Source organism: Vibrio sp. Vb2131 (assembly GCF_033338535.1).
Classification (GTDB): domain Bacteria; phylum Pseudomonadota; class Gammaproteobacteria; order Enterobacterales; family Vibrionaceae; genus Vibrio; species Vibrio alginolyticus.
Genome location: NZ_JAWOSW010000007.1, coordinates 62,870 through 88,517 on the forward strand (window position 1 = coordinate 62,870; position 25,648 = coordinate 88,517).

At 44.1% G+C, this 25,648-nt stretch carries 23 protein-coding genes; 6 read left to right on the top strand and 17 right to left on the bottom strand.

Features of this window, described 5'->3' with window-relative positions:
- Positions 1-174 precede the first annotated feature (174 nt).
- The 6 genes from thyA to rppH all read right to left on the bottom strand — a co-directional run bounded on the left by thyA (position 175) and on the right by rppH (position 6,031).
- Entirely contained in the window at positions 175-969 is a 795-nt protein-coding gene (gene thyA, locus R7E38_RS09995; protein WP_137034316.1) for a thymidylate synthase, read from the bottom strand.
- Positions 970-971: 2 nt separating this feature from the next.
- Positions 972-1,544 carry a thymidylate synthase gene (locus R7E38_RS10000; RefSeq protein WP_347880013.1) on the bottom strand — a complete coding sequence of 191 codons (573 nt, stop codon included), beginning with the start codon at positions 1,542-1,544 and terminating at the stop codon, positions 972-974.
- Between the two features lie 9 nt (positions 1,545-1,553).
- Positions 1,554-2,375: a prolipoprotein diacylglyceryl transferase gene (gene lgt / locus R7E38_RS10005; protein ID WP_005381948.1), complete on the bottom strand. Its 822-nt coding sequence runs from the start codon at positions 2,373-2,375 to the stop codon at positions 1,554-1,556.
- A gap of 87 nt (positions 2,376-2,462) precedes the next feature.
- Complete coding sequence (locus tag R7E38_RS10010) at positions 2,463-3,254, bottom strand: sulfite exporter TauE/SafE family protein (protein WP_213901859.1); 792 nt, start codon at positions 3,252-3,254, stop codon at positions 2,463-2,465.
- Between the two features lie 6 nt (positions 3,255-3,260).
- The gene (gene ptsP / locus R7E38_RS10015; protein WP_226083825.1) at positions 3,261-5,507 is read right to left on the bottom strand and encodes a phosphoenolpyruvate--protein phosphotransferase; all 2,247 of its coding nucleotides are present in this window, start codon (positions 5,505-5,507) and stop codon (positions 3,261-3,263) included.
- A gap of 2 nt (positions 5,508-5,509) precedes the next feature.
- Positions 5,510-6,031 carry an RNA pyrophosphohydrolase gene (gene rppH, locus R7E38_RS10020; RefSeq protein WP_005381953.1) on the bottom strand — a complete coding sequence of 174 codons (522 nt, stop codon included), beginning with the start codon at positions 6,029-6,031 and terminating at the stop codon, positions 5,510-5,512.
- Positions 6,032-6,650: 619 nt separating this feature from the next.
- Here rppH and mutH point away from each other — a divergent pair.
- Entirely contained in the window at positions 6,651-7,331 is a 681-nt protein-coding gene (mutH, locus tag R7E38_RS10025) for a DNA mismatch repair endonuclease MutH (protein WP_017821501.1), read from the top strand.
- Between the two features lie 15 nt (positions 7,332-7,346).
- Here mutH and R7E38_RS10030 read toward each other — a convergent pair whose 3' ends face one another.
- Complete coding sequence (locus R7E38_RS10030; RefSeq protein WP_005381772.1) at positions 7,347-7,658, bottom strand: DUF6482 family protein; 312 nt, start codon at positions 7,656-7,658, stop codon at positions 7,347-7,349.
- Positions 7,659-7,812: 154 nt separating this feature from the next.
- Between R7E38_RS10030 and R7E38_RS10035 the strand changes: the two genes are divergently transcribed.
- On the top strand, positions 7,813-8,847 hold the full coding sequence (locus tag R7E38_RS10035; protein WP_005381774.1) for an NADP(H)-dependent aldo-keto reductase: 1,035 nt from the start codon (positions 7,813-7,815) through the stop codon (positions 8,845-8,847).
- A 132-nt stretch (positions 8,848-8,979) separates the two neighbouring features.
- Here R7E38_RS10035 and R7E38_RS10040 read toward each other — a convergent pair whose 3' ends face one another.
- The 7 genes from R7E38_RS10040 to xerD all read right to left on the bottom strand — a co-directional run bounded on the left by R7E38_RS10040 (position 8,980) and on the right by xerD (position 17,711).
- A complete protein-coding gene (locus R7E38_RS10040; RefSeq protein ID WP_005381776.1) occupies positions 8,980-9,231 on the bottom strand; it encodes a hypothetical protein in 252 nt (83 codons plus the stop codon).
- A 529-nt stretch (positions 9,232-9,760) separates the two neighbouring features.
- Positions 9,761-11,095: a cyclic-di-GMP-binding transcriptional regulator VpsR gene (gene vpsR / locus R7E38_RS10045; protein WP_017635067.1), complete on the bottom strand. Its 1,335-nt coding sequence runs from the start codon at positions 11,093-11,095 to the stop codon at positions 9,761-9,763.
- Positions 11,096-11,338: 243 nt separating this feature from the next.
- Positions 11,339-12,856, bottom strand: coding sequence for a lysine--tRNA ligase (lysS, locus tag R7E38_RS10050; RefSeq protein WP_005382861.1), 1,518 nt, complete (start codon positions 12,854-12,856; stop codon positions 11,339-11,341).
- A 34-nt stretch (positions 12,857-12,890) separates the two neighbouring features.
- Positions 12,891-13,989 (bottom strand): peptide chain release factor 2 gene (gene prfB / locus R7E38_RS10055; RefSeq protein WP_100068604.1). Its coding sequence is split into 2 segments (ribosomal slippage): positions 12,891-13,913 and positions 13,915-13,989, totalling 1,098 coding nucleotides; the frame shifts between segments, so codons are not numbered across the junction.
- A gap of 173 nt (positions 13,990-14,162) precedes the next feature.
- Positions 14,163-15,902, bottom strand: a complete 1,740-nt coding sequence (gene recJ, locus R7E38_RS10060; protein WP_005381784.1) for a single-stranded-DNA-specific exonuclease RecJ — start codon at positions 15,900-15,902, stop codon at positions 14,163-14,165.
- Positions 15,903-15,945: 43 nt separating this feature from the next.
- The gene (dsbC, locus tag R7E38_RS10065; RefSeq protein ID WP_226083824.1) at positions 15,946-16,734 is read right to left on the bottom strand and encodes a bifunctional protein-disulfide isomerase/oxidoreductase DsbC; all 789 of its coding nucleotides are present in this window, start codon (positions 16,732-16,734) and stop codon (positions 15,946-15,948) included.
- 59 nt (positions 16,735-16,793) lie between these two features.
- Positions 16,794-17,711 carry a site-specific tyrosine recombinase XerD gene (gene xerD / locus R7E38_RS10070; RefSeq protein ID WP_005381788.1) on the bottom strand — a complete coding sequence of 306 codons (918 nt, stop codon included), beginning with the start codon at positions 17,709-17,711 and terminating at the stop codon, positions 16,794-16,796.
- Positions 17,712-17,868: 157 nt separating this feature from the next.
- On the opposite strand from xerD, the gene fldB reads away from it, so the two are divergent.
- A complete protein-coding gene (gene fldB, locus R7E38_RS10075; protein ID WP_005381790.1) occupies positions 17,869-18,387 on the top strand; it encodes a flavodoxin FldB in 519 nt (172 codons plus the stop codon).
- Positions 18,388-18,472: 85 nt separating this feature from the next.
- Here fldB and brnQ read toward each other — a convergent pair whose 3' ends face one another.
- Positions 18,473-19,783: a branched-chain amino acid transport system II carrier protein gene (gene brnQ, locus R7E38_RS10080; RefSeq protein WP_005381792.1), complete on the bottom strand. Its 1,311-nt coding sequence runs from the start codon at positions 19,781-19,783 to the stop codon at positions 18,473-18,475.
- Positions 19,784-20,113: 330 nt separating this feature from the next.
- Here brnQ and R7E38_RS10085 point away from each other — a divergent pair, with 330 nt between their 5' ends.
- A complete protein-coding gene (locus tag R7E38_RS10085) occupies positions 20,114-20,833 on the top strand; it encodes a tRNA1(Val) (adenine(37)-N6)-methyltransferase (RefSeq protein WP_226083823.1) in 720 nt (239 codons plus the stop codon).
- Between the two features lie 107 nt (positions 20,834-20,940).
- Positions 20,941-22,164 carry an ATP-dependent RNA helicase SrmB gene (gene srmB, locus R7E38_RS10090; protein ID WP_005381797.1) on the top strand — a complete coding sequence of 408 codons (1,224 nt, stop codon included), beginning with the start codon at positions 20,941-20,943 and terminating at the stop codon, positions 22,162-22,164.
- 109 nt (positions 22,165-22,273) lie between these two features.
- Here srmB and yaaA read toward each other — a convergent pair whose 3' ends face one another.
- Positions 22,274-23,050 (bottom strand): peroxide stress protein YaaA, encoded by a 777-nt coding sequence (gene yaaA, locus R7E38_RS10095; RefSeq protein ID WP_005382848.1) that lies wholly within the window; start codon positions 23,048-23,050, stop codon positions 22,274-22,276.
- A gap of 110 nt (positions 23,051-23,160) precedes the next feature.
- Complete coding sequence (locus R7E38_RS10100) at positions 23,161-24,594, bottom strand: alanine/glycine:cation symporter family protein (protein ID WP_005381800.1); 1,434 nt, start codon at positions 24,592-24,594, stop codon at positions 23,161-23,163.
- A gap of 721 nt (positions 24,595-25,315) precedes the next feature.
- On the opposite strand from R7E38_RS10100, the gene R7E38_RS10105 reads away from it, so the two are divergent.
- Positions 25,316-25,501, top strand: a complete 186-nt coding sequence (locus R7E38_RS10105; protein ID WP_005381805.1) for a DUF3545 family protein — start codon at positions 25,316-25,318, stop codon at positions 25,499-25,501.
- The last annotated feature ends 147 nt before the right edge of the window (positions 25,502-25,648 follow it).

Here is a 25,648-nt window from a genome sequence, read left to right on the forward strand (position 1 = left end):
TTTTGAGAGAGACTTGCTTGCGGCTGTCAAACTCGCCTTTGTCCACAAACGTGTTTCAGCGAATGGTCAAGAAAAATCATAAATGCCTAGCGAGTAGTGAACTATGCGTTTTGGCAGGGTGATGGTTTCACGCAATGAGACCATCACCTTGCTAAGCCTTTAGGGGCAAGCTGCTTATACGGCTACAGGAGCTTTGATATGAGGGTGAGATTCGTAGCCTACGATTTCAAAGTCCTCAAACTTATAGTCAAATAAGCTGTCAGGTTTGCGGTTGATTTTCAGCTCTGGAAGTGGATATGGTTCTCTTGAAAGCTGGAGGTTAGTTTGCTCTAAGTGATTAAGGTAAAGATGAGTATCCCCTCCAGTCCAAACAAAGTCTCCAACATCTAAATCACACTGTTGTGCAATCATATGAGTTAAAAGCGCATAAGAGGCAATATTAAACGGAAGCCCCAAGAAAACGTCGCAACTTCTCTGATAAAGCTGACACGAAAGCTTGCCATTTGCTACATAAAACTGAAACATCGCATGACATGGAGGTAGTGCCATCTCATCTACAAAAGATGGGTTATAGGCAACAACCATGTGTCTTCTGCTATTTGGGTTGTTCTTAATAGCATCTACCACATTCGCAATCTGGTCAGTGTGGCTACCGTCAGAATTAGGCCAAGACCGCCACTGATATCCGTAAACAGGGCCAAGATCACCATTCTCATCTGCCCACTCATCCCAAATACTTACACCATTTTCTTTTAGGTAAGTGATGTTGGTGTCTCCTTTCAAGAACCAAAGGAGTTCATGGATAATGGATCGTAAATGACATTTCTTCGTTGTAACCAGCGGAAAACCCTCTGATAGGTTAAATCTCATTTGATGACCAAAGACTGAAAGTGTACCTGTACCTGTTCTGTCTCCCCTTTCTGCACCCTCTTCAAGGATTCTTTTCATTAAGTCGTGATATTGTTTCATTGCTAGGCTCCTTGAGTAACTTGTAGTGGGTACTGGTAGTGACTACTAGTATTAAAGCATCTTAAAAGTCTTGATATAAAAGGCAACTCACTCACCCACTCACTAACTAGTAGTTTTTTGAGGGGTACTTTGTTGTAGAAGTTCAAGATTTCACCGCGATCATCAACACCACGCGTTAAGTCATCCACTATCTTACGTAGTTGGTCAACATGACCACCATCAGGTTTCGCCCAGGCGCGCCCTTGAACCCCATAGACACGGCCCATGTCGTCTTCACCTTTACGGTATGGGTTATTCAACCAGGCATCATTTAGGTTGGCATTGGCATCCCAGGTTTTCGTGCCCAGCTTACGAAAATCTTCCGCATTATCGTAACCACGAATATACCCTAATAGCTCTGCAACGGCCGCTTTCCAAAAACTTTTACGTGTGGTGACCAACGGAAATTGATTGTTCGCAACATCGTAGGTTAAATCCGCGTTGATTACGGTCAGGCAGCGCTTGCCTGTACGCTCATTTTCAACCCAAACACCTTGGTCAACGATGCGTTGACACAAATCTAAATACTGTTTCACACCAATACCTTACTTCGTCTTTTGTGGTAATTCGTCTTTGTAATGACCACGTTTGTATGCCCAAACCATCATGAGGACACCGATAACCACCATTGGCAGGGATAAAATCTGTCCCATGGAAATAAAGCCACCGAATAAACCCAAATGAGCGTCTGGTTCGCGCACGTACTCAACTAAGAAGCGGAATGTACCATATCCAGCTAAAAATAGCCCTGAAACAGAACCTAGAGGACGAGGTTTCTTGATGAACCAATTCAAGATGAAGAAAAGTACGATACCTTCAAGCGCCATTTCATAAAGCTGCGATGGATGACGTGGCAGTGGACCGCCATTTGGGAAAACGATCGCCCAAGGCACATCCGTTACTCGGCCCCACAACTCGCTGTTCATGAAGTTACCTAAACGCCCCATACCCAAACCAAATGGCACAAGCGGCGCGATAAAGTCAGCAACACCGAAGAAAGTTCGCCCGTTTTTGTGTGCATACCAGAACATCGCAGTAATCACACCCAGTAAGCCCCCGTGGAAAGACATACCACCGGTCCACACTTTAAATAGATACAAAGGGTCAGCCAGGAAGAGCTCAAAATTGTAGAAAAGCACGTAGCCTACACGGCCACCAATCACCACGCCAAGGAAGCCTGCGAACAACAAATCAGAAACCTGCTCTCGTGTCCAACCACTTCCAGGCTTATCTGCACGTCGGTTCGCTAACCATAGAGCAAACATAAAGCCCACAAGGTACATCAAACCGTACCAACGAACCGAAACAGGACCAATAGAGATTAAAACCGGATCAATATTGGGAAATTCAATATATCCCTGAGACATAAATCATTCTCTTCTTATCACAACAAAATAAATATACCCAAGTAACCTCTAGATGCTTGGTTCAGCGAGAATGACTTGGGTACAAACTTAGAGCAGCATGGTCGCTGCAACAAACATTAAGAACACCGCGAATATCTTTTTTAATACCGCAGTTGGAAGGTTAGTTGCGAGCTTCGCACCCACTTTTGTTGTGAGCATCGAGGCCATAGCAATCGCTAATAAAGCGGGAAGATAAACATAGCCAATACTGTATGAAGGTAAGCCTTCCACTTTATAGCCATGTAAGATGAAGCCGATCATACCAGAAATAGCAATCACGCAACCACAAACGGAGGATGAGCCCACCGCTTTACGCATCTCTATCCCATGTTTATTTAAAAATGGTACCGACAGTGAGCCACCACCAATACCAGCAAGGCTTGATACGACACCAATTCCCGTGCCGTAAACTACAGTCACAGAGCTGCTCGGCATAGGTTTACTGCTCGTAACTTTAATGGAACGAAACATTTGTACTGACAGGCAAAGAACAATGACACCAAACACTTTCGGCAAATAGTGTGTAGGGATCCACTCAGCAATATTGGCACCAACAAAGCCACCAATGACCACACCAGGCATCAACCATTTTACGACAAACATATCGACATTGCCGAGCTTAAGGTGATTCATCGCCGATGAGCCAGACGTGACAATAATACTCGCTAACGAAGTGGCTAAGGCCATGTGCATACTCATTTCTGGAGAGATCCCAGCAAGAGGAAGCAAATACAACAAGGCAGGAACAACAATCAAACCACCACCGATACCGAGTAACCCCGCCATCACACCCACAAAAGCGCCTAGCGCCAACAATAACAAAAATAAAGAGACGGTCACGATTTCCTACTTTTTACCTGCACGGATAAAGCCCGCAAAGCCCTGTTGAATGAAGAAGTCATGCATCATTTGATGAATGTCCTCACCATAGGACTTTGTCATTGCTTGCTCCGCTAATTTTTCTAATTCTTCTTGTTGGCTATGACGAATCAAATATTTCACCTTAGCCACATTGGAGGTGTTCATACTCAAACTGGTATACCCTAACCCAAGTAAGAGAAGAGCGCCAAATGGATCACCCGCTAGCTCACCACAAATACACACGGGCACCTGATATTTATCACACACCTCATGGATTTGCTTAAGCGCTAACAGTACCGCAGGATGCATAGATTCATAGACATCCGCTACGCGCGAATTGTTCCTATCTACCGCTAATAAATACTGAGTTAAATCGTTTGTCCCGACAGAAACAAAATCAACACGGTGAGCAATCGTTGGCAACAGATACACCATCGATGGTACTTCAATCATGACCCCAATTTGTGGGAATTGAATTCTATCATCAAGCAAAACGGCTTCGCTGTGAGCTTGATTAATCAAGCTAATGGCATCGTCTAGCTCTTTAACCCCTGACACCATTGGCAATAAGATACTTAAGTTTCCGCTTTCTGCACTCGCTCTTAACATTGCACGCAACTGGATCAAGAAAATGTCTGGATGATCCAATGTAAAACGAATGCCACGCCAGCCTAGAAACGGATTATCTTCTTCGATGGGCAAATACGGCAAAGGTTTGTCACCACCAATATCCAAAGTACGCATCACTACTCGTTGATTCGGATAGCTGTTAAGTATTGCTTTGTATTGATGATACTGCTCATCTTCCGAAGGAAAGTGATGCTGAAGTAAAAATGCAATCTCAGTTCGGTACAACCCAACACCATCAACACCTGTGTTGATGGCAATATTACTGTCTGCACTGAGTCCCGCATTCAGCATAATTTCGATATGGTGATTATCTTGCGTAACCGCAGGGAGTGCGAGGTCCTTGTTTACCATGGCAAACAATTCAGACTCTTCGCTTACTAAGCTGCGATACTCTCGCAACAACTGGCGGTTTGGCTCTAAGAAGATCTCACCCGTATAGCCGTCGACTATCCCGAGTTTGCCATTCACCACATCCGGATTAATGTTGGCGCCCATGACCGCAGGGACCCCAAGAGCTCGAGATAAAATGGCAGCGTGAGAGTTAGCGCCTCCCTCTAATGATACGACGGCTAACAAGAACTCTTTAGGTACAGAAGCGAGCAAGGTGGCAGTGAGTTCATTCGCCACCAAAATAATGGGACGATCAATTGCAGAATTTTCTTGCTCGCTGTTGTGCAGAAAATAGAGCAGCCTTTGCCCTAACTCTCGGATATCTTGCGCTCTTTCACGCATGTATACATCCGACATTCTGGCAAATCGATTCGAGTATGACTCTACAACTTGGCGTAACGCCCAGTCTGCCCTGTCTCCTTTTTCAATCTGCTTCTTCAAATCACCGCGAAGCATCGGATCATTCAGTAAGTGAGTAAACAGATCGAAGATCGCCAGCGCATCTTTGTTGATTTCACTGTCCAGTTTTTTCCGCATACGGCGAAAGTCATTTAACGCTCGCTCTATGGCCACCAGTAGTGTCTCGTGCTCGCGTTCCTTATCTAACGTGGACGAAGGGAAAACATCCGATAAACTCGGCTGGGTATTGTCGAACCAAAACTCTCCAATCGCGACACCAGTAGACGCAGGCAAACCTTTTAATACCGTGGGTTTAGATGCTAACTGCCAATGCCCAAGATTCTGCGCATGTGCAATGAGCACCGCTAACTGAGCGGATAAGGTAACAAGAAACGATTCTTCCATTTCACTAAACAAGCGCGGTGTTTTTTGTTGGATCACCAACACACCTAAAACTTGTTTACGATGAATGATTGGAGTAGCTAAAAAAGAGTGGTAAATCTGTTCGCCGAGTTGAGGAAAGAATTTGAACTCGGGGTGTTTTGAGGCTTCGGCAAGGTTAAGGGGTTCAGCGCTTCGTTTTACCAACCCAACCAAGCCTTCATTGAAGTTGATATGAATACTATCACCTTCAAAAATAAGGCCTTGAGTTGCCATTAACTCAAGGCGCTGCATTTCTTCATTAGCAAGATAGATAGTACAGCACTCAGTACTAAGGGCAGCACAAGTCTCTTTCACCAATATATCGAGTGCCAGATGCACATCATCGACCCTGGAGACTTTCTCAACTATTTCCCTTAGCTGACTGAGCATGATTATCCTCTACGTTGCTTTTTTCTTTTCCCTTTCGCTTTTCTCTCTCGAAAAGGCATGGCTAAGGATGCAAATTCTTTCATCGCTCGTCGATAAACATCTCGCTTGAAAGAAACAACTTGCCTAACTGGATACCAGTAACTTACCCAGCGCCAACCATCAAATTCAGGGGATTTTCCGCGTTGCATATTAATGCGAGACTCATCGCATTCTAATCTCAGCAGAAACCATTTCTGTTTTTGGCCGATACAAACAGGCTTGGAGTCCCAACGCACCAATCGCTTTGGTAGCTTATATCTTAACCAATGACGACTTGTTGCAATGATCTTAACGTCTTTTTTCGTTAAACCGACTTCTTCGTATAACTCCCTGAACATGGCTTGTTCAGGGGTTTCACCTTCGTCAATCCCACCTTGTGGAAATTGCCATGAGTGTTGCCCGTATCGTTTAGCCCAGAAGACCTGACCATGGTTATTACATATCACAATACCAACATTAAGTCGGTAACCATCGCCATCTATCACTGGCTAACCTCTATGAATAAATTTTTTATTACCGTGATTTTTCCACATATCCCCATTACTAGCAAACTTACTGATGTGATATGAGCAAGATTTATTACCTTTTCAGCATTTTTGGATATCTTTTAATCAAACCATACCTTATCAACACAAGAGTGAGACATTGCCCACATTTATTCACCTTTTCTGTGAATAACTTTGTGAAGAATTCAATTCAAATGAGTAATTCAGTTCAATCCCATCAAATGAAAAACAAATGAATAAACAAAAAAACAAACATAAAACATTGATAAAAAAGTATTTATTTTTAAAAATAACGATAATTCGATCTTCAATTTCTTGATGATCTTTTCACCAAACTCAGATCGGTCAAAGATCCACCAACAGGCTATTTATCCACACTTACCTGCTATTCGTTTAGATGATTACAACAAAATCAACCCCAAAAATGCATTTTAACCCCTGTTTATTCATACAGACCCCGTCAGGATCTTATCAATACCTCCTCCACCTGTGGATAAGTTATGAATTGATCGTTCTTACACCGCCTCGGTGAAATCTTAAACAGTAGATTTGGTCGGAGTTTGATAAACTATATTTTTTGTAATACCACCTTGTAACTATGAAACCAGAACCACAAACAGAAGCAGAGCTATTGGAACGAGCGCATGATATGGCAGGACTCAGTTTTGCTGAGTTGGCCGCCGAGGCGAATATGATTGTTCCTGAAAACTTAAAACGTGATAAAGGTTGGGTGGGTCAATTACTCGAATGGCACTTGGGCGCTCCAGCTGGCAGTAAACCTCAACAAGATTTCGCAAAACTAGGGATCGAGTTGAAAAGTATTCCGATCAGTTATTCTGGCAAACCTTTAGAAACAACCTTTGTTTCTGTGGCTCCCCTCACTGGTGTTCATGGTCTTACATGGGAAACAAGTCATGTTCGAAACAAGCTATCTCGTGTGCTTTGGGTACCCGTAGAAGGAGAACGAGAAATCCCACTCGCTGAAAGACGTGTGGGCAGTCCACTCATTTGGTCACCAGATGAAGAAGAAGAGCGGATTTTGCGAAATGACTGGGAAGAGTTAATGGAGATGATCGTCTTGGGAAGATTTGATCAAATTTCCGCCAGACACGGAGAAGCGCTGCATCTTCGCCCTAAAGCCGCAAATGCAAAAGCGCTCACCGAAGCATACAACTCAAATGGTAAGCCGATGAAAACTCTGCCCCGAGGCTTTTACCTTAGAACACAGTTTACTGAACAGATCTTACTCAAGCACTACATTAACACTCAACCAGAATAAAACCATATCAGCTATTTAGTGCGTCACGAGCGATAACTCAATATCGCAGTACGAGGCTGCCTCTTCAGTGCCACATTCGTCATACGCATTGCGCAGCCTTAAATACGCTTTATCGACCCCTAGCCTCAATAGTTCTTCTTTTACTAAGTCTAGAGAGCCAAAATGTATCGGGTCTTCACCGTCTTTAATCGGCTCAAGTTGATGCTTGTACTCCACAGCTAAAAGATAGTCAGAGACATCAGAACACCCAATCACAAATACTTTGGGAGTTTTATAAGTATCTTTATGTGGACCATGTAGCCACATGTCCAATTGATGCTTCTGCATAACATACCTCCTTCACACGATCATTTAAGTGTAGTTAGGCTAACTGTAGCTTTCGAGTTTGCTCTTCCTTTATACGTAAATCATTTGCGATTGCGGCTAAAAATCCCCTATATTGGAGTCACTTATTTAGTCGGTAACTCTTCAAGGACGTGATATGCAATACACAAAACTACCGCACTCATCACTTGAGATCAGTAAAATCTGCCTCGGCACTATGACGTTTGGCGAGCAAAACACAGAAAAGGACGCCTTTGAGCAGCTCGACTTTGCCCTCGATCATGGGGTGAACTTCATCGATACCGCAGAGATGTACCCTGTACCGCCAAACTCGGAAACACAAGGGCTCACCGAGCAATACATCGGTAATTGGTTAGCAAAAAGCGGCAAAAGAGAAAAAGTAGTACTGGCAACAAAAGTGGCAGGCCCTCGAAATGTTCCTCACATTAGAGACAACATGAGCCTTAATCGTCGCCACATCCATACAGCAATTGATGACAGCCTTAATCGTCTACAAACCGATTATGTCGATTTGTACCAACTACATTGGCCGCAGCGTCAAACCAACTGCTTTGGTCAACTCAACTACCCATACCCTGACAAACAAGAAGAAGTCACGTTAATTGAAACGTTGGAAGCGCTTACTGAATTAGTGAATGCAGGTAAAGTGCGCTATATCGGCGTATCCAACGAGACGCCGTGGGGGGTGATGTCGCTACTGCGTTTGGCAGAAAAACACGATTTGCCAAGAATTGTCTCCATTCAAAACCCATATAACTTATTGAACCGCAGCTTCGAAGTTGGCTTGTCTGAAATCAGCCATTACGAAGGCGTTCAGTTACTTGCCTACTCTCCTTTGGCATTTGGCTGCCTGAGTGGTAAATACCTAAACGGGGCAAAACCTGAAGGCGCTCGATGCACTAAGTGGGAGCGTTTTGCGCGCTACTTCACTCCACAAGGTGTTAAAGCGACCGAAGCTTACGTCAATTTAGCTCAAGAGCATGGTCTAAACCCTGCACAAATGGCGCTCGCGTTTGTCAATCAGCGTCCATTTGTTGCTTCTAACATTATAGGAGCAACAAACCTAGACCAATTAAAAGCCAATATCGACAGTATTGATTTGCAACTTAGCGACGAACTACTTACTGAAATTCAAGCAATAGGTACAACTTACTCGAATCCTTGCCCTTAACAGTACCACCTTCAAACGAAAACAGCTGATCTTCAAGATCAGCTGTTTTATCCAATGAAGTCATACTTCATATAAAAAGTTAAGCGTGTTGAATGACTCGTTAGCAACTCAGTCAGTCCAACACGCTAACGATTACGTCATTATTCGCGACGTTAAAACTCGACGAAGGTGACGAACTCGACGTTCAACTTTTACTGCATCCGGAACATTGGCACGTGTAGAACGACCATCGCGATCTAAACCAATATCTCTCAATAGATGAACATTCGTCCATGGAATATCATGAGCAGTTCGGCGTATGGTTCGCTGCCATTGCTTTTCTTCGCGTTTAAGGTCTGCTTTCAATAGCAAAGTGGCCAATTGTAAGTAAATAGAGTGACGCATAATATTTTCTCCGATTATCGATGTATTCGACTGGGAAAAATAGTGCGTAAAATGAACAGAAATATTCTGTTGATACTAAGCCGCTACTTTCCCGCAGCCTAGTAATAAATATGATAGGTTACGGATTAATTTTTATCTTGTGAGCCAGTGGTATTGGTATCATCCGATTTAAGGGTTATCGGAGCGATAGGCATACGATCAGCGCAAGCAGTGGTGTTAACAACGTAATGTTTCATCTTGCGCCTCCTAGCTAAAAATTAATCCGTTTATGAAAGGTATAACTCATTGAGTTACGGTTAAATTGTAAGCTTTGATGAATATATATCAAACATTTTTTGCCTTTTTGATTAAAAACAAATCAATACACCGCAATTTAGTTTCATATACTTTTATGTATAACATATTCACCTGAGGAATATATAAATTTGCGGATTTTATAAATCAAACCAAACAAAAAATAAAAAGAGCAGCTCTGTGGCCACTCTCTTTTATTGTATTTATTCGCCTATTTAACACAGGGAAAGGCCAACTACATGGCTTGTTCGGAAATCAAGTTATGTTTATTAAGTAGTCGATACATGGTTGCACGCGAAACTCCGAGCTCTTTCGCCGCATTTGAAACTTGACCAGAATGAGATTCCAAAACAACCAGCAACGCATCACGTTCACTCTTCTCACGGATTGATTTCAAGCTGCGCTTTGAGTCATTACGTTGAGGTAAATCTAAGTGATGCTCTTCAATCATTACGCTGTCGGACATTAATACCGCTCGCTTCACTTGGTTCATCAGCTCACGCACATTTCCAGGCCAGAAATAACGTGTCAGTGCCTTGAATGCATCCTCAGAAAAGCTTTTTGCTTGCGAGTTGTACTCTTTTGAGAACTCTTGTAAGTAGAAACGAGCCAGCAATGCGATGTCACTCGCACGTTCTTTCAAGCTAGGGACATTGATGCGCAGAACGTTGATGTAATGGTAAAGCTCTTCATTGAAGTCACCGTCAATCAAAGCTTTTTCAACATCTGACGAGTTAGCAGCAAGAATACGCACGTTAACCGCTTTTACGCCATCTTTGGTATCAATGGTGCCTTCTTGCAAGAATCTCAGCAGATTCATTTGCTGCTCTTTTGAAATGGTAAGAATGTCGTTAAACAACACGGTGCCTCCATCTGCTTGTTCAAGCAGGCATGCTTCCATATCTTCATCGGCGTTAATACCAAATACTTCAGCTTGGAAACGTTGTTCATTGAGTGCGCGACAGTTAATTGCCATAAACGGTTTATGAGAGCGTGAAGAGACTTTATGGATGGCCCTAGCAACCGCCTCTTTACCAGTCCCACTTTCCCCAGAAATCAGAATACTGACGTCCGTTGGACCAATGCGCTTCACTTGATCGCGTAAACGTTTCATCGGGATAGATTCACCGATCAAACCCATATCTAAACTGCTACCAAAACTAGGCCAAACTTTTTTCTCCAACTTAAGCATGCCAAGCTGGTGACCTATTGTGCTTAATAACTGTGCATCTGGGATCGGCGCTGTGAAAAAATCGATACAAAAGTTAACAATGAACTGGCATATGGTGTCAGTGCCAAGCTGAGATTCACGAATAAACGCTAACCAACGTACGTGTTTGTGAGAGCTGACTAAGTTCGCCAAACCATTCAAGCTGAACTCGTCATGGCTGAGATCAACAATACCGATACATGGACCAATATCTTCTAACAGCGTATTAGCTTTGCGTAAGTCACCTACTTGATGACACTTCCAGCCCACTTGCTCCAGTACCGATAACCAAGGCTCATAAGTACCGCCAACTACCACAAGCGATCCCGGGATGGAATCCATCTTAAACTGCCCAGCCATTCTCTAACCCTTTTTCATTGTTAATAGAAATTTTGTGCCACAAACTTATCTTTGCGAGCGGGTAACATTATCGAGACTCCGCCCCCTCACGTCTGTCTCAGTATTAAGACTATGCAATAGATTGAGATTTGGCGAATGTTTATTTGCATATCCCATTAAAAAGCAAATGCAACAACTTGAATTAACTTAACTAAAAGGCAAAAAAAAACCACCCGAAGGTGGTTTTTTACTCATCCTATCGAATTACGCTTGCGGGCGCATTGCAGGGAATAGGATCACGTCACGGATAGTGTGCGTGTTAGTCAGTAGCATAACCAAACGGTCGATACCGATACCTTGGCCTGCTGTTGGCGGTAGGCCGTGCTCTAGAGCAGTGATGTAGTCTGCATCGTAGAACATTGCTTCGTCGTCACCAGACTCTTTCGCTTCAACCTGTGCTTTAAAGCGTGCATCTTGGTCTTCAGCATCGTTAAGCTCTGAGAAACCGTTCGCTACTTCACGGCCACCGATAAAGAACTCAAAGCGGTCTGTAAAGAACGGGTTATCGTCGCTACGACGAGCTAGTGGAGAAATATCTGCTGGGTAACCAGTGATGAACGTAGGCTGCATTAGCTTAGGTTCTGCTGTTTCACCAAAGATCTCTTCAAGAAGCTGACCACATGTCCAGAAAGGTTCTACTTCAACGTGAACAGATTTCGCGATAGAAACCATTAGATCACGGTTTTGTAGGTCTTCTTCTGTTAGCGCTTGGATTTGCGCGTGGTCTGGGTTGTAGTGCTTGATTGCTTCGAACATGCTCATACGAGTGTAAGTACCACCAAACTCAACCGTTTCATCACCGTAAGGCATTGACGTTGAACCTAGAACTTCTTGCGCCACTGAGCTTAGTAGTTCTTCAGTTAGGTCCATCAGATCTTTGTAGTCTGCGTACGCCATGTAGAATTCCATCATTGTGAATTCTGGGTTGTGGCGTGGAGAAAGGCCTTCGTTACGGAAGTTACGGTTGATTTCGAATACGCGATCAAAACCACCAACAACTAGACGCTTCAGGTATAGCTCTGGCGCGATACGTAGGTACATTGGCATGTCTAGTGCGTTGTGGTGCGTGATAAATGGACGCGCACTCGCACCGCCAGGGATAACGTGCATCATTGGCGTTTCAACTTCCATGAACTGCTTAGAGATCATGAAGTTGCGGATTGCAGACATTACTTTAGAACGTACTACAAACGCTTGACGAGAGTCTTCGTTAACGATCAGGTCAACGTAACGTTGGCGATAACGCATCTCTTGGTCAGTTAGACCGTGGAACTTTTCTGGAAGTGGACGTAGTGCTTTGGTTAGCAACTCGTACTCTTCCATGTTCACGTATAGGTCACCTTTACCAGACTTATGAAGTGCACCTTTAACACCGATGATGTCACCGATATCTAGACCTTGGTATTTTTCTTTAAGTACTTTTTGAACCGCTTTGTCAGCATAAGCTTGGATACGGCCAGAAGTTTCTTGAATTACCAAGAATGGACCACGTTTAGCCATGATACGGCCTGCGATTGCTACTACGTGGTTAAGCTCTTCTAGCTCTTCCTTCGTCTTTTCACCGAACTCTTTCTGAAGGTCGCCCGCTAGTGCGTCACGACGGAAGTCGTTTGGATGGCCGTTCGCTTTGCAGCTCTTTCGGATTGCATCCAGTTTAGCGCGGCGTTCAGCAATCAGCTTATTTTCTTCTAGTACAGTTTCGTTTTGAACAGCATCAGTCATTTTCGATGTATCCTGTTTTTGTCGGTGAAAAGCTTTATAGACCTGATTTCAGGCTAGCTTCAATAAATTTGTCCAGATCGCCATCAAGAACCGCTTGAGTATTACGGTTTTCAATGCCCGTACGGAGGTCCTTAATACGTGAGTCATCCAATACGTAAGAACGGATCTGGCTACCCCAGCCAATGTCAGACTTAGCGTCTTCATTAGCTTGTTTTTCCGCATTTTGCTTTTGCAATTCAAGCTCAAATAGCTTCGCTCGAAGCTGTTTCATTGCCTGATCTTTGTTCTTATGTTGAGAACGGTCATTCTGACACTGAACCACTGTGTTCGTAGGTACGTGCGTAATACGTACCGCAGATTCTGTGGTGTTTACGTGCTGACCACCTGCGCCTGACGCACGGTAAACGTCAATACGTAGGTCGGAAGGATTAATGTCGATGTCGATGTTTTCATCAATCTCTGGATAGATGAACGCAGAAGCAAATGACGTATGGCGACGACCGCCTGAATCGAACGGAGATTTACGAACAAGACGATGAACGCCCGTTTCAGTGCGTAACCAACCGTACGCATACTCACCAGAGATGCGAACTGTTGCCGACTTAAGACCCGCGACTTCACCTTCAGAGACTTCAATCACTTCAGCTTTGAAGCCCTTCGCTTCTGCCCAACGTAGGTACATACGCAGCAGCATGTTAGTCCAGTCTTGTGCTTCTGTACCACCAGAACCTGCTTGCAAATCGATGTAACAATCAGAGCTATCGTGGTCGCCAGAGAACATACGACGGAATTCAAGCTTTTCTAGCTTCTCTTCCAACTCAGCAAGTTCTGGTTCAATTTCGTCAAATGTTTCTTGATCTTCTTCTTCTACAGCCAGCTCAAGAAGACCTTCTACATCTTCCACACCTTGCTCTAGTTGATCAATGGTTTCAACAACCGCTTCTAGTGATGCACGCTCTTTACCCAGTGCTTGCGCACGCTCAGGTTCGTTCCATACATCTGGTTGTTCAAGTTCTGCGTTGACTTCTTCTAGACGCTCTTTCTTCGCGTCATAGTCAAAGATACCCCCTCAGGACATTTGTGCGCTGAGACACGTCCTGCAGACGGTTTTTAATTGGATTGATTTCAAACATGTTTACTCAACATTTTAGAATAGAATTTAACCGAGAAATTCTACTGAAAAATGTGACCGAGATACAGGAAAATTTCGGATGAGAAATCAGATTGCGGTGAGAGAGAGCACGGTCATAAAATTTTACACCCACTTAGGGGCAACCGTACTCTATAAGAAAGGTTAATCTAGGTATTACTTAGCTTCGATATGGTCGATCATCAATTGCAATGATTGATTACCACGAAATTCATTCACATCCAGCTTATACGCGAGACGTACTGTTTTAACCGATGCATCTGGCCATCGACGTAGATCAACATTGAATGCAATACCGTCGATCATCACATTGGTAGGGTGACCTTTATAAAGCGGCTCTAACATCAATTTAAGATGCTTCTCACCCACCAGCTTTTGATGCAGTACTTTAAACTCACCATCAAAGATTGGCTCTGGGAAAGCTTGTCCAAAAGGGCCACCCGATCGCAGCTGTTCAGCAACATGCATAGAGAACTCTTCCGGCTTAAGTTCGCCATCTGACATGATCACGCCTTTTAGCGCCGCTTCATCGAGTTCCTTTTTTACCACTTCATCAAACAAACGACTGAAACGCTCAAAATCCTGCTCTTTAATCGTTAAGCCTGCTGCCATGGCGTGTCCACCAAACTTGATGATCAAACCCGGGTTTTGCGTGTCGATGAAATCCAACGCATCGCGCATGTGTAGCCCCGGAATAGAACGACACGAGCCTTTAATCGTCCCTTCTCCACCATCAGCAAATGCAATGACTGGACGATGAAACTTCTCTTTAATGCGCGAAGCCAAAATACCAATCACACCTTGGTGCCAATCACGTTGGAATAAGGCTAAGCCATAAGGAAGCTCATTGCCTTCACCAAACTGAAGGCGCTCACAGAAAGCCATCGCTTCTTGCTTCATGCCTTCTTCAATCTCTTTACGAGTCTGGTTTAAGCCATCCAATTCACTTGCCATGCGACGAGCTGCGTGGATGTTGTTACACATCAGCAGTTCAACACCGAAAGACATGTCATCAAGACGGCCTGCTGCGTTAATACGTGGACCTAAAGCAAAGCCAAAATCGGACGCAACTAAACGACGCGCATCGCGCTTAGCGACCTCAATTAACGCTTGGATGCCGGGACGCGCTTTGCCCGCACGAATACGTTGCAAACCTTGGTGTACAAGAATGCGGTTGTTTTCATCCAATGGAACGACATCGGCGACGGTACCCAGTGCAACAAGGTCAATCAGTTCCATCAACTTGGGCTCTTGCATCCCCTGTTCTGCAAACCAATTGTGTTTTCGCATATGAACGCATAGTGCCATCATGAGATAAAACGCGACCCCCACACCCGCAAGCGCTTTAGATGGAAAGCTACAGCTGTCAAGGTTTGGGTTCACCATTGCATCCACATCAGGCAACACTTGTCCTGGTAAGTGGTGATCGGTAACGAGCACGGTAATGCCATTTTCTTTTGCGTAACGCACGCCTTCGATTGATGAGACGCCGTTATCCACCGTCATGATCATCTCAGCGCCAAGCTCTAGGGCTTGGTCAACGACTTCTGGGCTTAACCCATAACCGTCTTCAAAACGATTTGGCACTAGATAATCCACATTGTGACTACCAAGCATGCGCAGCGCGAGCACTGATAATGCTGAGCTTGTCGCGCCATCAGCGTCAAAATCACCGACAACGATGATGCGTTTTTGTTCTTTTATCGCCTGAAACAAAAGATCGACAGCTTGCTCAATCCCCCCGAGTTTTTGATATGAATGCAACCCACGGGCCGACGTTTCTAATTGTGAAAGATCCGTTATCCCACGGTTGATGTAGATACGTTTAAGAATCGGAGGAATGGAATCAGGAAGAAGGGAAAGATCTGGTTCAGGACGTCGTTGAATTTCTATCATGCTTGAAAGAGCCGACAACTTTGCCGGCTCTGCTCCTAATGGATTATAGTTGCTTTAAACGTTTCAATAGCTCTGCAGGTGGTAGGTAGCCACCAACCATTTCGCCATTCGGTAAGAAGATTGCTGGCGTACCAGAAATACCCAATTGGCGACCTAGATTGTAATGCGCCTGGATGGTTTCTTTACACTGTTTTAAGTCTTTCGCAGGGTTATCAAATGTACGATTCACTTTCGCGTTGTGCATTGCCGACGCCGGCTCTTCAGCACACCAAATCGTTGCCATTTGCTCTGCCACAGGGCCAGTTGCACCTTGGCGAGGGTAAGCCATGTAACGCACTGTGATACCTAGATCATTATAGCCTTGCATTTGGCTATGCAGACGCACACAGTAACCACAAGTGATATCAGTGAATACGGTCACAACGTACTTTTCATCGTCGGCTTTGTATTCGATCATGCTATCGGAGAACTGCGCAATTTTCTCGGCGTTAAGCGGCGCTTGACGCTCTGCTATGACATCTTTGTAACTGCCATCATCATTAATGGCATAAAGCGTACCGGCGATAAAGTGGCTACCATCATTTGAAGCAAACAGGATCCCGCCATTGGTTTGAATTTCCAATAAGCCAGCGACGTCTGATGGTTGAATATCAACGATAGATAAACCAAGCTTTGAGAACTTAGTTTTTAATGCTGCTTCATCAAAGCCGCTTTGTGCAGCTGGCGCTACTTGTTGCGCAGGAGTCTCCGTTTGAGCCTGACTTTCTTCTGCACCACAAGCGGTAACAAAAAATGGTAAAGTCAGCAGAGTTAGTCGGCGTAATACGCTCATGAAATTCACCTTAATGTAAAATCGTTTTTCCAAGAAGACATGGATGAATCTAACCAATGTTACGCTCTTGGGTGGTGTTGACTGTGGATCTGCTTCAATCGTTCAGTCGCCACGTGAGTATAAATTTGCGTGGTCGATAAGTCACTATGTCCTAAAAGCATCTGTACGACCCTGAGATCTGCGCCATAGTTCAATAAATGCGTGGCAAAGGCATGACGCAGTACGTGCGGCGACAGCTGATCAGTATCAATCCCTGCTATCAAAGCATAGTACTTAATACGGTGCCAAAACGTCTGACGAGTCATTTGCCTTGCGCGTTTACTAGGAAAAACAATATCGGATGATGTATCACCAAGTAACGCAGGGCGCCCTTGTTGAATGAACGTCTCGATCCAATCGACCGCATTTTCCCCCATAGGAACCAGGCGTTCTTTACCACCTTTACCTGTCACGCGCACCACCCCTTGGCGCAAGCTAACATTTTCCATGGTCAAACTGACGAGCTCTGTCACACGCAATCCTGTTGCGTAGAGTAGCTCTAGCATCGCTTTATCGCGCAATTCTATAGGGTCATTCGGGTCTGGCGCTTCGAGCAACGCGTCCACTTGTTCTTCACTAATATCTTTGGGTAAACGTTGTGGCAGTTTAGGACTAACCAAGAGCGCACTCGGGTCATCAGCGCGCACCTTCTCACGATGCAGGTATTGGAATAAACGGCGAATCGCCGACAACATACGCGCACGAGACGTCTGTTTGTAATCTAAATCTACAAGGTGGCTTTGATATTCTTGCAAGCCAGACAAACTGATAAAATCAAGACGGTATCGATGTTTTTCCATCCACACGAGCAGCTTCATTAAATCGTTTCGGTAGGAAGCCAACGTGTTCTCTGATAGGCCACGCTCCATCCACATCGCATCTAAGAATTGCTCAACAAGCGAAAAATCTTGTTGATTGACAGGCTGTTGTGCCGTCATGAATGCTTCCTTATCTGTTTATATTTACAGTATTTAGATTAAAGCACCTGCCAATCCAATACCATAAAAAATCATCCCACATAGGATATTCGCTGCAATCTTCCTCAATTTATGGTTAGAATCTTCCACAACAGCAACACAAATAACGACGAATATAATGAAAATCGGACTCTTTTACGGCTCAACGACCTGCTACACAGAAATGGCAGCAGAGAAAATTCGTACCCTTATTGGTGAAGACCTTGTCGACATTCACAATGTGAAAGAGACACCGTTATCACTAATGGCGGACTACGACTTATTACTCCTTGGCATCTCAACTTGGGATTTTGGTGAAATTCAAGAAGATTGGAACGCGATTTGGCAAGACATCGCGACCACGCCACTGAAAGGCAAAGTTGTAGCGCTGTTTGGCCTGGGTGACCAAGAAGGTTACGGAGAGTGGTATTTAGATGCGATGGGCTTACTTCACGATGAATTACAAGCCACAGGCGCAACCTTTATCGGTTACTGGCCAAATGAAGGCTACGAATTTGAAGCATCGAAAGCACTGATCGAAGATGGCAGCAAGTTTGTTGGACTTGCGTTAGATGAAGACTCACAGTACGAACTGAGTGATGAACGCATCGAAAAATGGTGTGAACAAGTTCTTGTGGAATTCCACGACACGCTTTAATAGCGCAAACACGTCATCATTAAAAAGTAAAAAGCCCGATGAAGTAATTCATCGGGCTTTTTATTATCTTGATAACGCGAAGTGATTACGCGGTTTCTTGTGCTAGTTCTGGGCGAGGTTTCGCGATGAAGAACATGCACACGATAGCCGCAAATGTTGGAAGCACCCAACCCATGCCGACTTCGAATAGTGGCAACATGTTAAACGCAGAAACATCAATACCCGATACTTTTGCCGCATCAACCAACGCAAACAACAGAGATACAAGCAGTACCGCGCGGTAAGCAAAACGTGGATTTGGCAGTTTGCTGCGCACAAATGTTAGTGCAACCAACGCAATCGCCACAGGGTACAGCGCAAACAATACTGGCACTGACAGAGAAATCAGCTGTGCAAGACCAACGTTTGCAACCAATGCACAAACAGAACCATTAATCAGTACCCATTGCTTGTATGACAGTGGTGTTTTCGAGCTGAAGAAATCTGAACACGCAGAAATCAAGCCAATCGCGGTTGTCAGACACGCTAGCAATACGATGACAGACAGAACGATTTGACCGTATGGACCAAACAACGCTTGAACGTATTGGCTAAGCACTAGGCCGCCATTATCAGCACCAGCAGCAACCGTTGCACTCGTCGCACCTAAGTAAAATAGTGAGATGTAAACAAACGCAAGACCAGCAGCAGCAATACAACCTGCATAGATCAGATATTTAGTAGTTGCAGAGCGCTCAGTAATGCCTTTACCGCGCAGTGCATCAACCATCAGCATACCAAACATCAATGACGCGAACGTATCCATTGTGTTGTAGCCTTCTAAGAAGCCTTTGGTCAGAGGCTGCGTTAGGTATTCACCGTGCGCGCCAATCATATCGCCCTGAGGATCAAGGAAGACAGCGACAGCAAGAATGATCAAACCAACGAACAATGCTGGTGTCAGTACTTTACCGATAAGATCGATCAAACGGCCTTGGAACCATGAGAACATCATCGCTGCGATAAAGAAGATCACTGAGAACGCTGTCAGATGCGTTTGTGACGCCTCAAGGAAGAAAGGTTTCACCGCCATCTCGTAAGCCACTAGGCCAGTACGAGGCGCTGCAAACGCAGGACCAATGATGATGAAAATCAGTGCAGCCATAAGAACTGCCGCTTTTTTCGGAAGATCTTGCGTCAAGTGATCCCAAGAACCACCAGCAACAGCAATAGCAACGATAGTAATAAGAGGTAGACCTACCGCTGTTAGCAAGAAACCAAACATAGCTGGCATTAAGTTTTCACCCGCTAACTGACCCGCTAGAGGTGGAAAGATAATATTGCCCGCACCTAAAAAGAACGCAAATAGCATAAAGCCTACTGCGATAATATCTGTTAGTTTTAACGTCTGCTTCACAGATAACCCTTGTCTTTTAATTAATGAATGTTGTGTATGCTTAGACCACTTTTTGTATACCTAAAGTCAATAAGTACACGTGGTTCAATCTATAAAATTTTCGCCGCATAATGACGAAAGACTCATCATTTGGCAACCTTTAAGAAAAAAACACCATATTAATTTAGTTTTCAAACTTAAAAGCAGTGGATATAACCAGATCCAAATAACAGACCAGTTCTTTATCTCGATCAATTAACAATACAATTTAATAACCAACAAAACAACAATCTATACAATTAATAAACAATAGAGCAATCTACTTAATTATTGAGCAAATATAAAACAATCATGAAGAACAAAAAACTGAAAACTAAAGGCTTCAATTTTAAGCAATTTTGTATTGAGGGCGGCGAGAGTGGTATGCCAGTCAGCACAGATGGGGTAATGCTTGGTGCTTGGATTCAAAGCCCTAACGACGCTAAAATTCTCGATATTGGCACTGGCACTGGCCTGCTTGCCCTGATGTGTGCTCAACGCTTTACGGAAGCTCAAATAACCGCGGTCGATATCGAATTAACAGCTTTTGCTGCCGCGCAAAAAAATATGGCCCAGTCTCCTTGGTCAGATCGTGTAAGTGTGCATCACACCGACATACTGTACTTTACGCCGACACATCCATTCCAACGCATCATTTGTAACCCGCCCTACTTCAACAGCGGCGAGCAATCGAAACACAGTCAACGTGCAACCGCGAGGCACACTGATACGCTAGGCCATAACGCATTGCTACAGCGTTGCTATCATTTGCTTGATGACGAAGGGAGAGCTAGTTTTGTGTTACCAATCACCGAAGGCGAGCAGTTCATTGAGCTAGCATTAAACCAAGGTTGGTATCTATCGAGGATCTGTCGTGTGCAACCATCAGAAAAGAAACCAGTACACCGACTGTTATTTGAACTGTCAAAACGACCTTGCGATTTGCAGACGTCACATTTAATTATCCGTTCAAATGACGGCTATAGTGATGATTTCATCCAGTTAACCCGCGAGTTTTATCTTAAGATGTGAAATAACATGTGATCCTTATCACCAATCACTTTATAATGTGCGACCTTTTTGTATTCTATGCTGTTGTGGCGAACCATTAACCAAGCTTTGCTTGTGGAGAACTCATTGTGATCAGAACCTTTGCTGAACTTGATCTAGACCAAAACCTACTTGAAGCCATTGAAGAGATGGGTTACGAACGCCCAACAAAAATTCAGGCAGAAGCGATTCCACAAGCGTTGGACGGTCGTGACATTCTAGCGTCAGCGCCAACAGGAACTGGTAAAACGGCCGCCTTCGTCCTGCCAGCATTGCAATACTTGCAAGACTTCCCTCGTCGTAAGCCTGGGCCTGCGCGTATTTTGATCCTAACGCCTACTCGCGAACTGGCGATGCAAATTGCCGATCAAGCACGTGCTTTGGCAAAAAATACCAAACTCAACATTTTCACCATCACTGGTGGTGTTCAGTACCAAGAGCACGCCGACATCCTTGCAACAACGCAAGACATTGTGGTTGCGACACCTGGCCGTTTAAAAGAATACATTGATGCAGAACGTTTTGATTGTCGTGCAATCGAATGGTTAATCCTTGATGAAGCAGACCGTATGCTAGATATGGGTTTTGCTCCTACTGTCGATCGCCTATCTAACGAATGTCGCTGGCGTAAGCAAACCCTTCTGTTTTCAGCAACGTTAGAAGGGAAAGGCGTAGAAGGCTTTACCGCTGATCTGTTGAATGACCCAGCAGAGATCGACGCAAAATCGCCGCTGCGTGAGCGTAAGAAAATTGCTCAGTGGTACCACCGAGCTGATGATGCTGAACACAAACTGGAATTACTAAAACACATTATTACTCAGCAAGCTGAGCGCACTATCGTCTTTTTAAAGACTCGTGAGCGTTTGGCTGAGCTACGAGCGCAGCTTGAAAGCGCACAGATTCCATGTTCTTGGATTCAAGGTGAAATGCCGCAAGATCGTCGTAACAATGCGATTTCTCGCTTCCGCGATGGAACTGTGAACGTTCTGCTCGCGACGGACGTTGCTGCGCGTGGTATCGATCTTCCGGATGTATCACACGTTATCAACTACGACATGCCGCGCACGGCTGATGTTTACCTTCACCGTATCGGCCGTACGGCTCGCGCAGGTAAGAAAGGTAACGCTATCTCAATCGTAGAAGCACACGACCAACCAATGATGGATCGCGTTGCACGTTATGTGAAAGAAGACATCAAAGAGCGTTTCGTGAAAGAGATGCGTCCTAAACACAAAAAGCCTGTGTTTAAGAAGAAAAAGAAAAAAGACGACAAGAAAAAAGTAGCGAAAAAGAAAACCGCTAAGAAGAAGTAATCTTGTTGGGGCCAAGTAGCTCAAGCTAGAAAATAACAAAGGGTTGGCAATGCCAACCCTTTTTCGTTTGTGCTGATAGAGATTAACGTAGACTACGTCTCAATTAGCTTTATTTTTGCTCTTCGCGTTTAAATACTAACTCTGTTGGCGTGGATTCATCTTCCACAAAGTAGTAACCCGCCGTATCAAACTTAGTCAGGTCTGCAACGCTCTCAACACGGTTTTCAATGATGTAACGCGCCATCATACCGCGCGCTTTCTTCGCGTAAAAACTGATGACCTTGTATTGACCATTCTTACAATCTTTGAATACTGGCGTGATCACTTGCGCATCTAAATTCTTTGGCTTAACCGCTTTAAAGTATTCATTTGATGCAAGGTTGATAAGGACATTATCACCTTGAGCAGAAATCGCTTCGTTAAGCTTGTCCGTAATTACATTGCCCCAAAACTGGTACAAGTTCGTACCCTTGTCGTTTGCAAGCTTGGTACCCATTTCAAGACGGTATGGCTGCATCAAATCAAGTGGTTTTAGTAAACCATAAAGACCCGATAGCATACGCAGATGATCTTGAGCATATTCGAAGTCCGCTTCAGATAAACTTTCGGCGTCTAGCCCTGTGTAAACGTCACCTTTAAATGCAAGAATGGCTTGTCGTGAGTTTTCCGTGGTAAACGTTTCACTCCACTCTTGGAATCGGCCCACATTTAAATCGGCAATCTTGTCGCTCACTTTCATTAAAGAGGCAACATCAGCAGGAGTCAGTTTGCGGCAAACATCGATAAGCTCTTTTGAGTATTCGACCAACTCAGGTTGAGTAAATTTTTCTGTCGCTAACGGAGACTCGTAATCAAGAGTCTTCGCTGGAGAAACTACGATAAGCATGACTTTCCCTTCTCTAATTTTGTTTTTAATAGGGTACAAAAAAAGCCATGCATTGTCTGCATGGCTTTTTACATCGTACTAATAGCTTTCAACTATGAGTGATAGCTCACTTAGTCTTTTTTATCGTTGTACCAAATGCCTTCTTCAAGCTGAGATTTCAGCTCCGGGAAGTCATTCGCATCAAATGTTGGCACTTTTCCTTCACCAAGCTGGCGGTTGTAATCTTTGGCCAGTTTAATCACGATGCCAGATAGCAAGATGATCGCCACCAAGTTGACTATCGCCATCAGACCCATAGAGACGTCAGCAAGCGACCATACGACTGGTAACGAAGCTAGTGCACCAAACATCACCATACCAAGAACAATAACGCGGAAAATGCTTAAGCCCGCTTTATGATTGTGCTCTAGGAAGATTAAGTTCGTTTCAGCATACGAGTAGTTTGCAATGATTGAAGTAAACGCAAAGAAGAAGATTGCCACAGCAACAAAGATGCCGCCCCAATCGCCAACTTGTGAGCTCAATGCACGCTGAGTTAGCTCGATACCCGTCACTTCTGTTGCTTGACCGACATACTCACCAGACATCAGGATGATAGCCACTGTCGCAGAACAGATAACGATCGTATCCATGAACACGCCTAGCATCTGTACGTAACCTTGAGACGCTGGGTGTGGTGGGTAAGGTGTTGCTGAAGCTGCCGCGTTAGGTGCAGAACCCATACCTGCTTCATTCGAGAATAGACCGCGCTTGATACCGTTAATCATTGCCTGTGCAATTGCGTAGCCAAGACCACCTGCTGCTGCTTCTTGCAGACCAAATGCACTCTTAAAGATAAGCATCAATACATCAGGTAATTTCTCTAGGTTAGAGAACATGATGAACAGCGCTAGGGCTAGATAAAGTAGTGCCATGATCGGAACGATCATCTCAGCAACTCTTGCGATACGCTTGATGCCACCGAAAATAACAATTGCAGACAGTAAAACAACGGCAATACCGACATACAGGTTATTCCAACCAAATGCGTTGCTCATTGCATTGGCAATTGAGTTAGCTTGTACGGCGTTGAATACCAAACCAAAAGCGATGATTAGGAAAACTGAGAACAACACGCCCATCCAACGCATGCCCAGGCCTTTTTCCATGTAGTAGGCAGGACCACCACGGTAGTTGCCATCATCATCTTTGGTTTTGTATAGCTGCGCCAGTGTGCTCTCAGCAAACGATGTTGCCATACCAAGCATTGCAATCAGCCACATCCAGAAGATCGCACCAGGACCACCCGCAGTCAATGCAACTGCAACGCCCGCCATGTTACCTGTACCAACACGTGCAGCAAGACTAGTACAAAGCGCTTGGAAAGAGGAAATACCAGCTTTGTCTGCTTTACGGCTGTTCTTAAGAACAGAGAACATGTGGCCGAAATGGCGGAACTGAATGAACCCTAATCGAACGGTGAAGTAAATACCAACACCAACAAGAAGATAAACCAGAATCGAGCCCCAGAGGAGATCGTTCATCAAATTGATTAAGTCTGTCATGTGTACCTCAAAGTGAGTTGCGCCAGTCTATGCGTCCTAGCCATCCACCAAATTGCCTGCTAAGTGTCAAAGTGTGCTTAGCTTTTTAAGTAATGTTTATGGGCAATCTAGAATCGTAAACGTCGCTTCATGCATCCATTTTACGTACCAGCGTATTTTTTGACGGGCGGATAATGCAACCTAGGAGCGCAAAAATCAATATGCAACAACAAGAATAATGTTGTTATTTTTCACTATAAAGTCACCAAAAAATAACATAAATAGAAGACTTAACACTCAAACTGCGCAACATTTCAATTACCAAACACCAACATAAATAATTATTCTTCATAAAATGGAATGGCAAACCGTATAAACAAGAACAAGCTAGTATTCACAAGGTGTTACATAAATTTACGCTAGTGACTTACCATCTAATTGAACACTATTCCATCAAACTGATTTTATGCAACTTTAACCTTTGCGCAGTGCACCCATTCATCAAATCGAATTAACATAGAAAATCTCTCTATTTAATCGTTTTCTTGAGATCGTTTGTGCATTTTTTATCCACATCGTTGCAATAAAAAGTGTGATTTTGAGAATATTTTTGCACGAAAATGTCATGCTACCGACACAAATGCGAAATATATCATGGTTATTCTCACGGCTATTGTGGTACTTAAAAAACTCCACAAGGACTGGTTACAACAGTTTAGCTTAAGAAAGGTAAAGGTGGCTTATGGAAGGCTTTCAACTAGATGACATTTTTAATCTGGATACTACCTCAACAACCAAATCTCGTGCCAAACCAGTAAAGCGAAAGTGGCGTGAAATAGAAGAGATGAACGACAGACGCAATTTGCTTAAAGAGCTGCGCGAACTTGATGTCTGTACCGATTATAACTTGGAAGACATTAAACTCTAATTCAAACAAAAGGCACCTTACAGGTGCCTTTTGTTTTTTGTTTACAGTGACCGTAAACACCGTGAGTTTATGTACCAAGGTTTAAGTATGAATACCATTATTACTCAATGAGAATCTTCCGTACTTTTTGCCGAGAAATATGCACAC

Coding starts and splice junctions, on each gene's coding strand:
- thyA (WP_137034316.1), bottom strand. CDS start 969: ATGAAACAATATCACGACTTAATGAAAAGAATCCTTGAAGAGGGTGCA.
- lgt (WP_005381948.1), bottom strand. CDS start 2,375: ATGTCTCAGGGATATATTGAATTTCCCAATATTGATCCGGTTTTAATC.
- ptsP (WP_226083825.1), bottom strand. CDS start 5,507: ATGCTCAGTCAGCTAAGGGAAATAGTTGAGAAAGTCTCCAGGGTCGAT.
- mutH (WP_017821501.1), top strand. CDS start 6,651: ATGAAACCAGAACCACAAACAGAAGCAGAGCTATTGGAACGAGCGCAT.
- R7E38_RS10030 (WP_005381772.1), bottom strand. CDS start 7,658: ATGCAGAAGCATCAATTGGACATGTGGCTACATGGTCCACATAAAGAT.
- R7E38_RS10035 (WP_005381774.1), top strand. CDS start 7,813: ATGCAATACACAAAACTACCGCACTCATCACTTGAGATCAGTAAAATC.
- R7E38_RS10040 (WP_005381776.1), bottom strand. CDS start 9,231: ATGCGTCACTCTATTTACTTACAATTGGCCACTTTGCTATTGAAAGCA.
- vpsR (WP_017635067.1), bottom strand. CDS start 11,095: ATGGCTGGGCAGTTTAAGATGGATTCCATCCCGGGATCGCTTGTGGTA.
- lysS (WP_005382861.1), bottom strand. CDS start 12,856: ATGACTGATGCTGTTCAAAACGAAACTGTACTAGAAGAAAATAAGCTG.
- recJ (WP_005381784.1), bottom strand. CDS start 15,902: ATGATAGAAATTCAACGACGTCCTGAACCAGATCTTTCCCTTCTTCCT.
- dsbC (WP_226083824.1), bottom strand. CDS start 16,734: ATGAGCGTATTACGCCGACTAACTCTGCTGACTTTACCATTTTTTGTT.
- xerD (WP_005381788.1), bottom strand. CDS start 17,711: ATGACGGCACAACAGCCTGTCAATCAACAAGATTTTTCGCTTGTTGAG.
- fldB (WP_005381790.1), top strand. CDS start 17,869: ATGAAAATCGGACTCTTTTACGGCTCAACGACCTGCTACACAGAAATG.
- R7E38_RS10085 (WP_226083823.1), top strand. CDS start 20,114: ATGAAGAACAAAAAACTGAAAACTAAAGGCTTCAATTTTAAGCAATTT.
- yaaA (WP_005382848.1), bottom strand. CDS start 23,050: ATGCTTATCGTAGTTTCTCCAGCGAAGACTCTTGATTACGAGTCTCCG.
- R7E38_RS10100 (WP_005381800.1), bottom strand. CDS start 24,594: ATGACAGACTTAATCAATTTGATGAACGATCTCCTCTGGGGCTCGATT.
- R7E38_RS10105 (WP_005381805.1), top strand. CDS start 25,316: ATGGAAGGCTTTCAACTAGATGACATTTTTAATCTGGATACTACCTCA.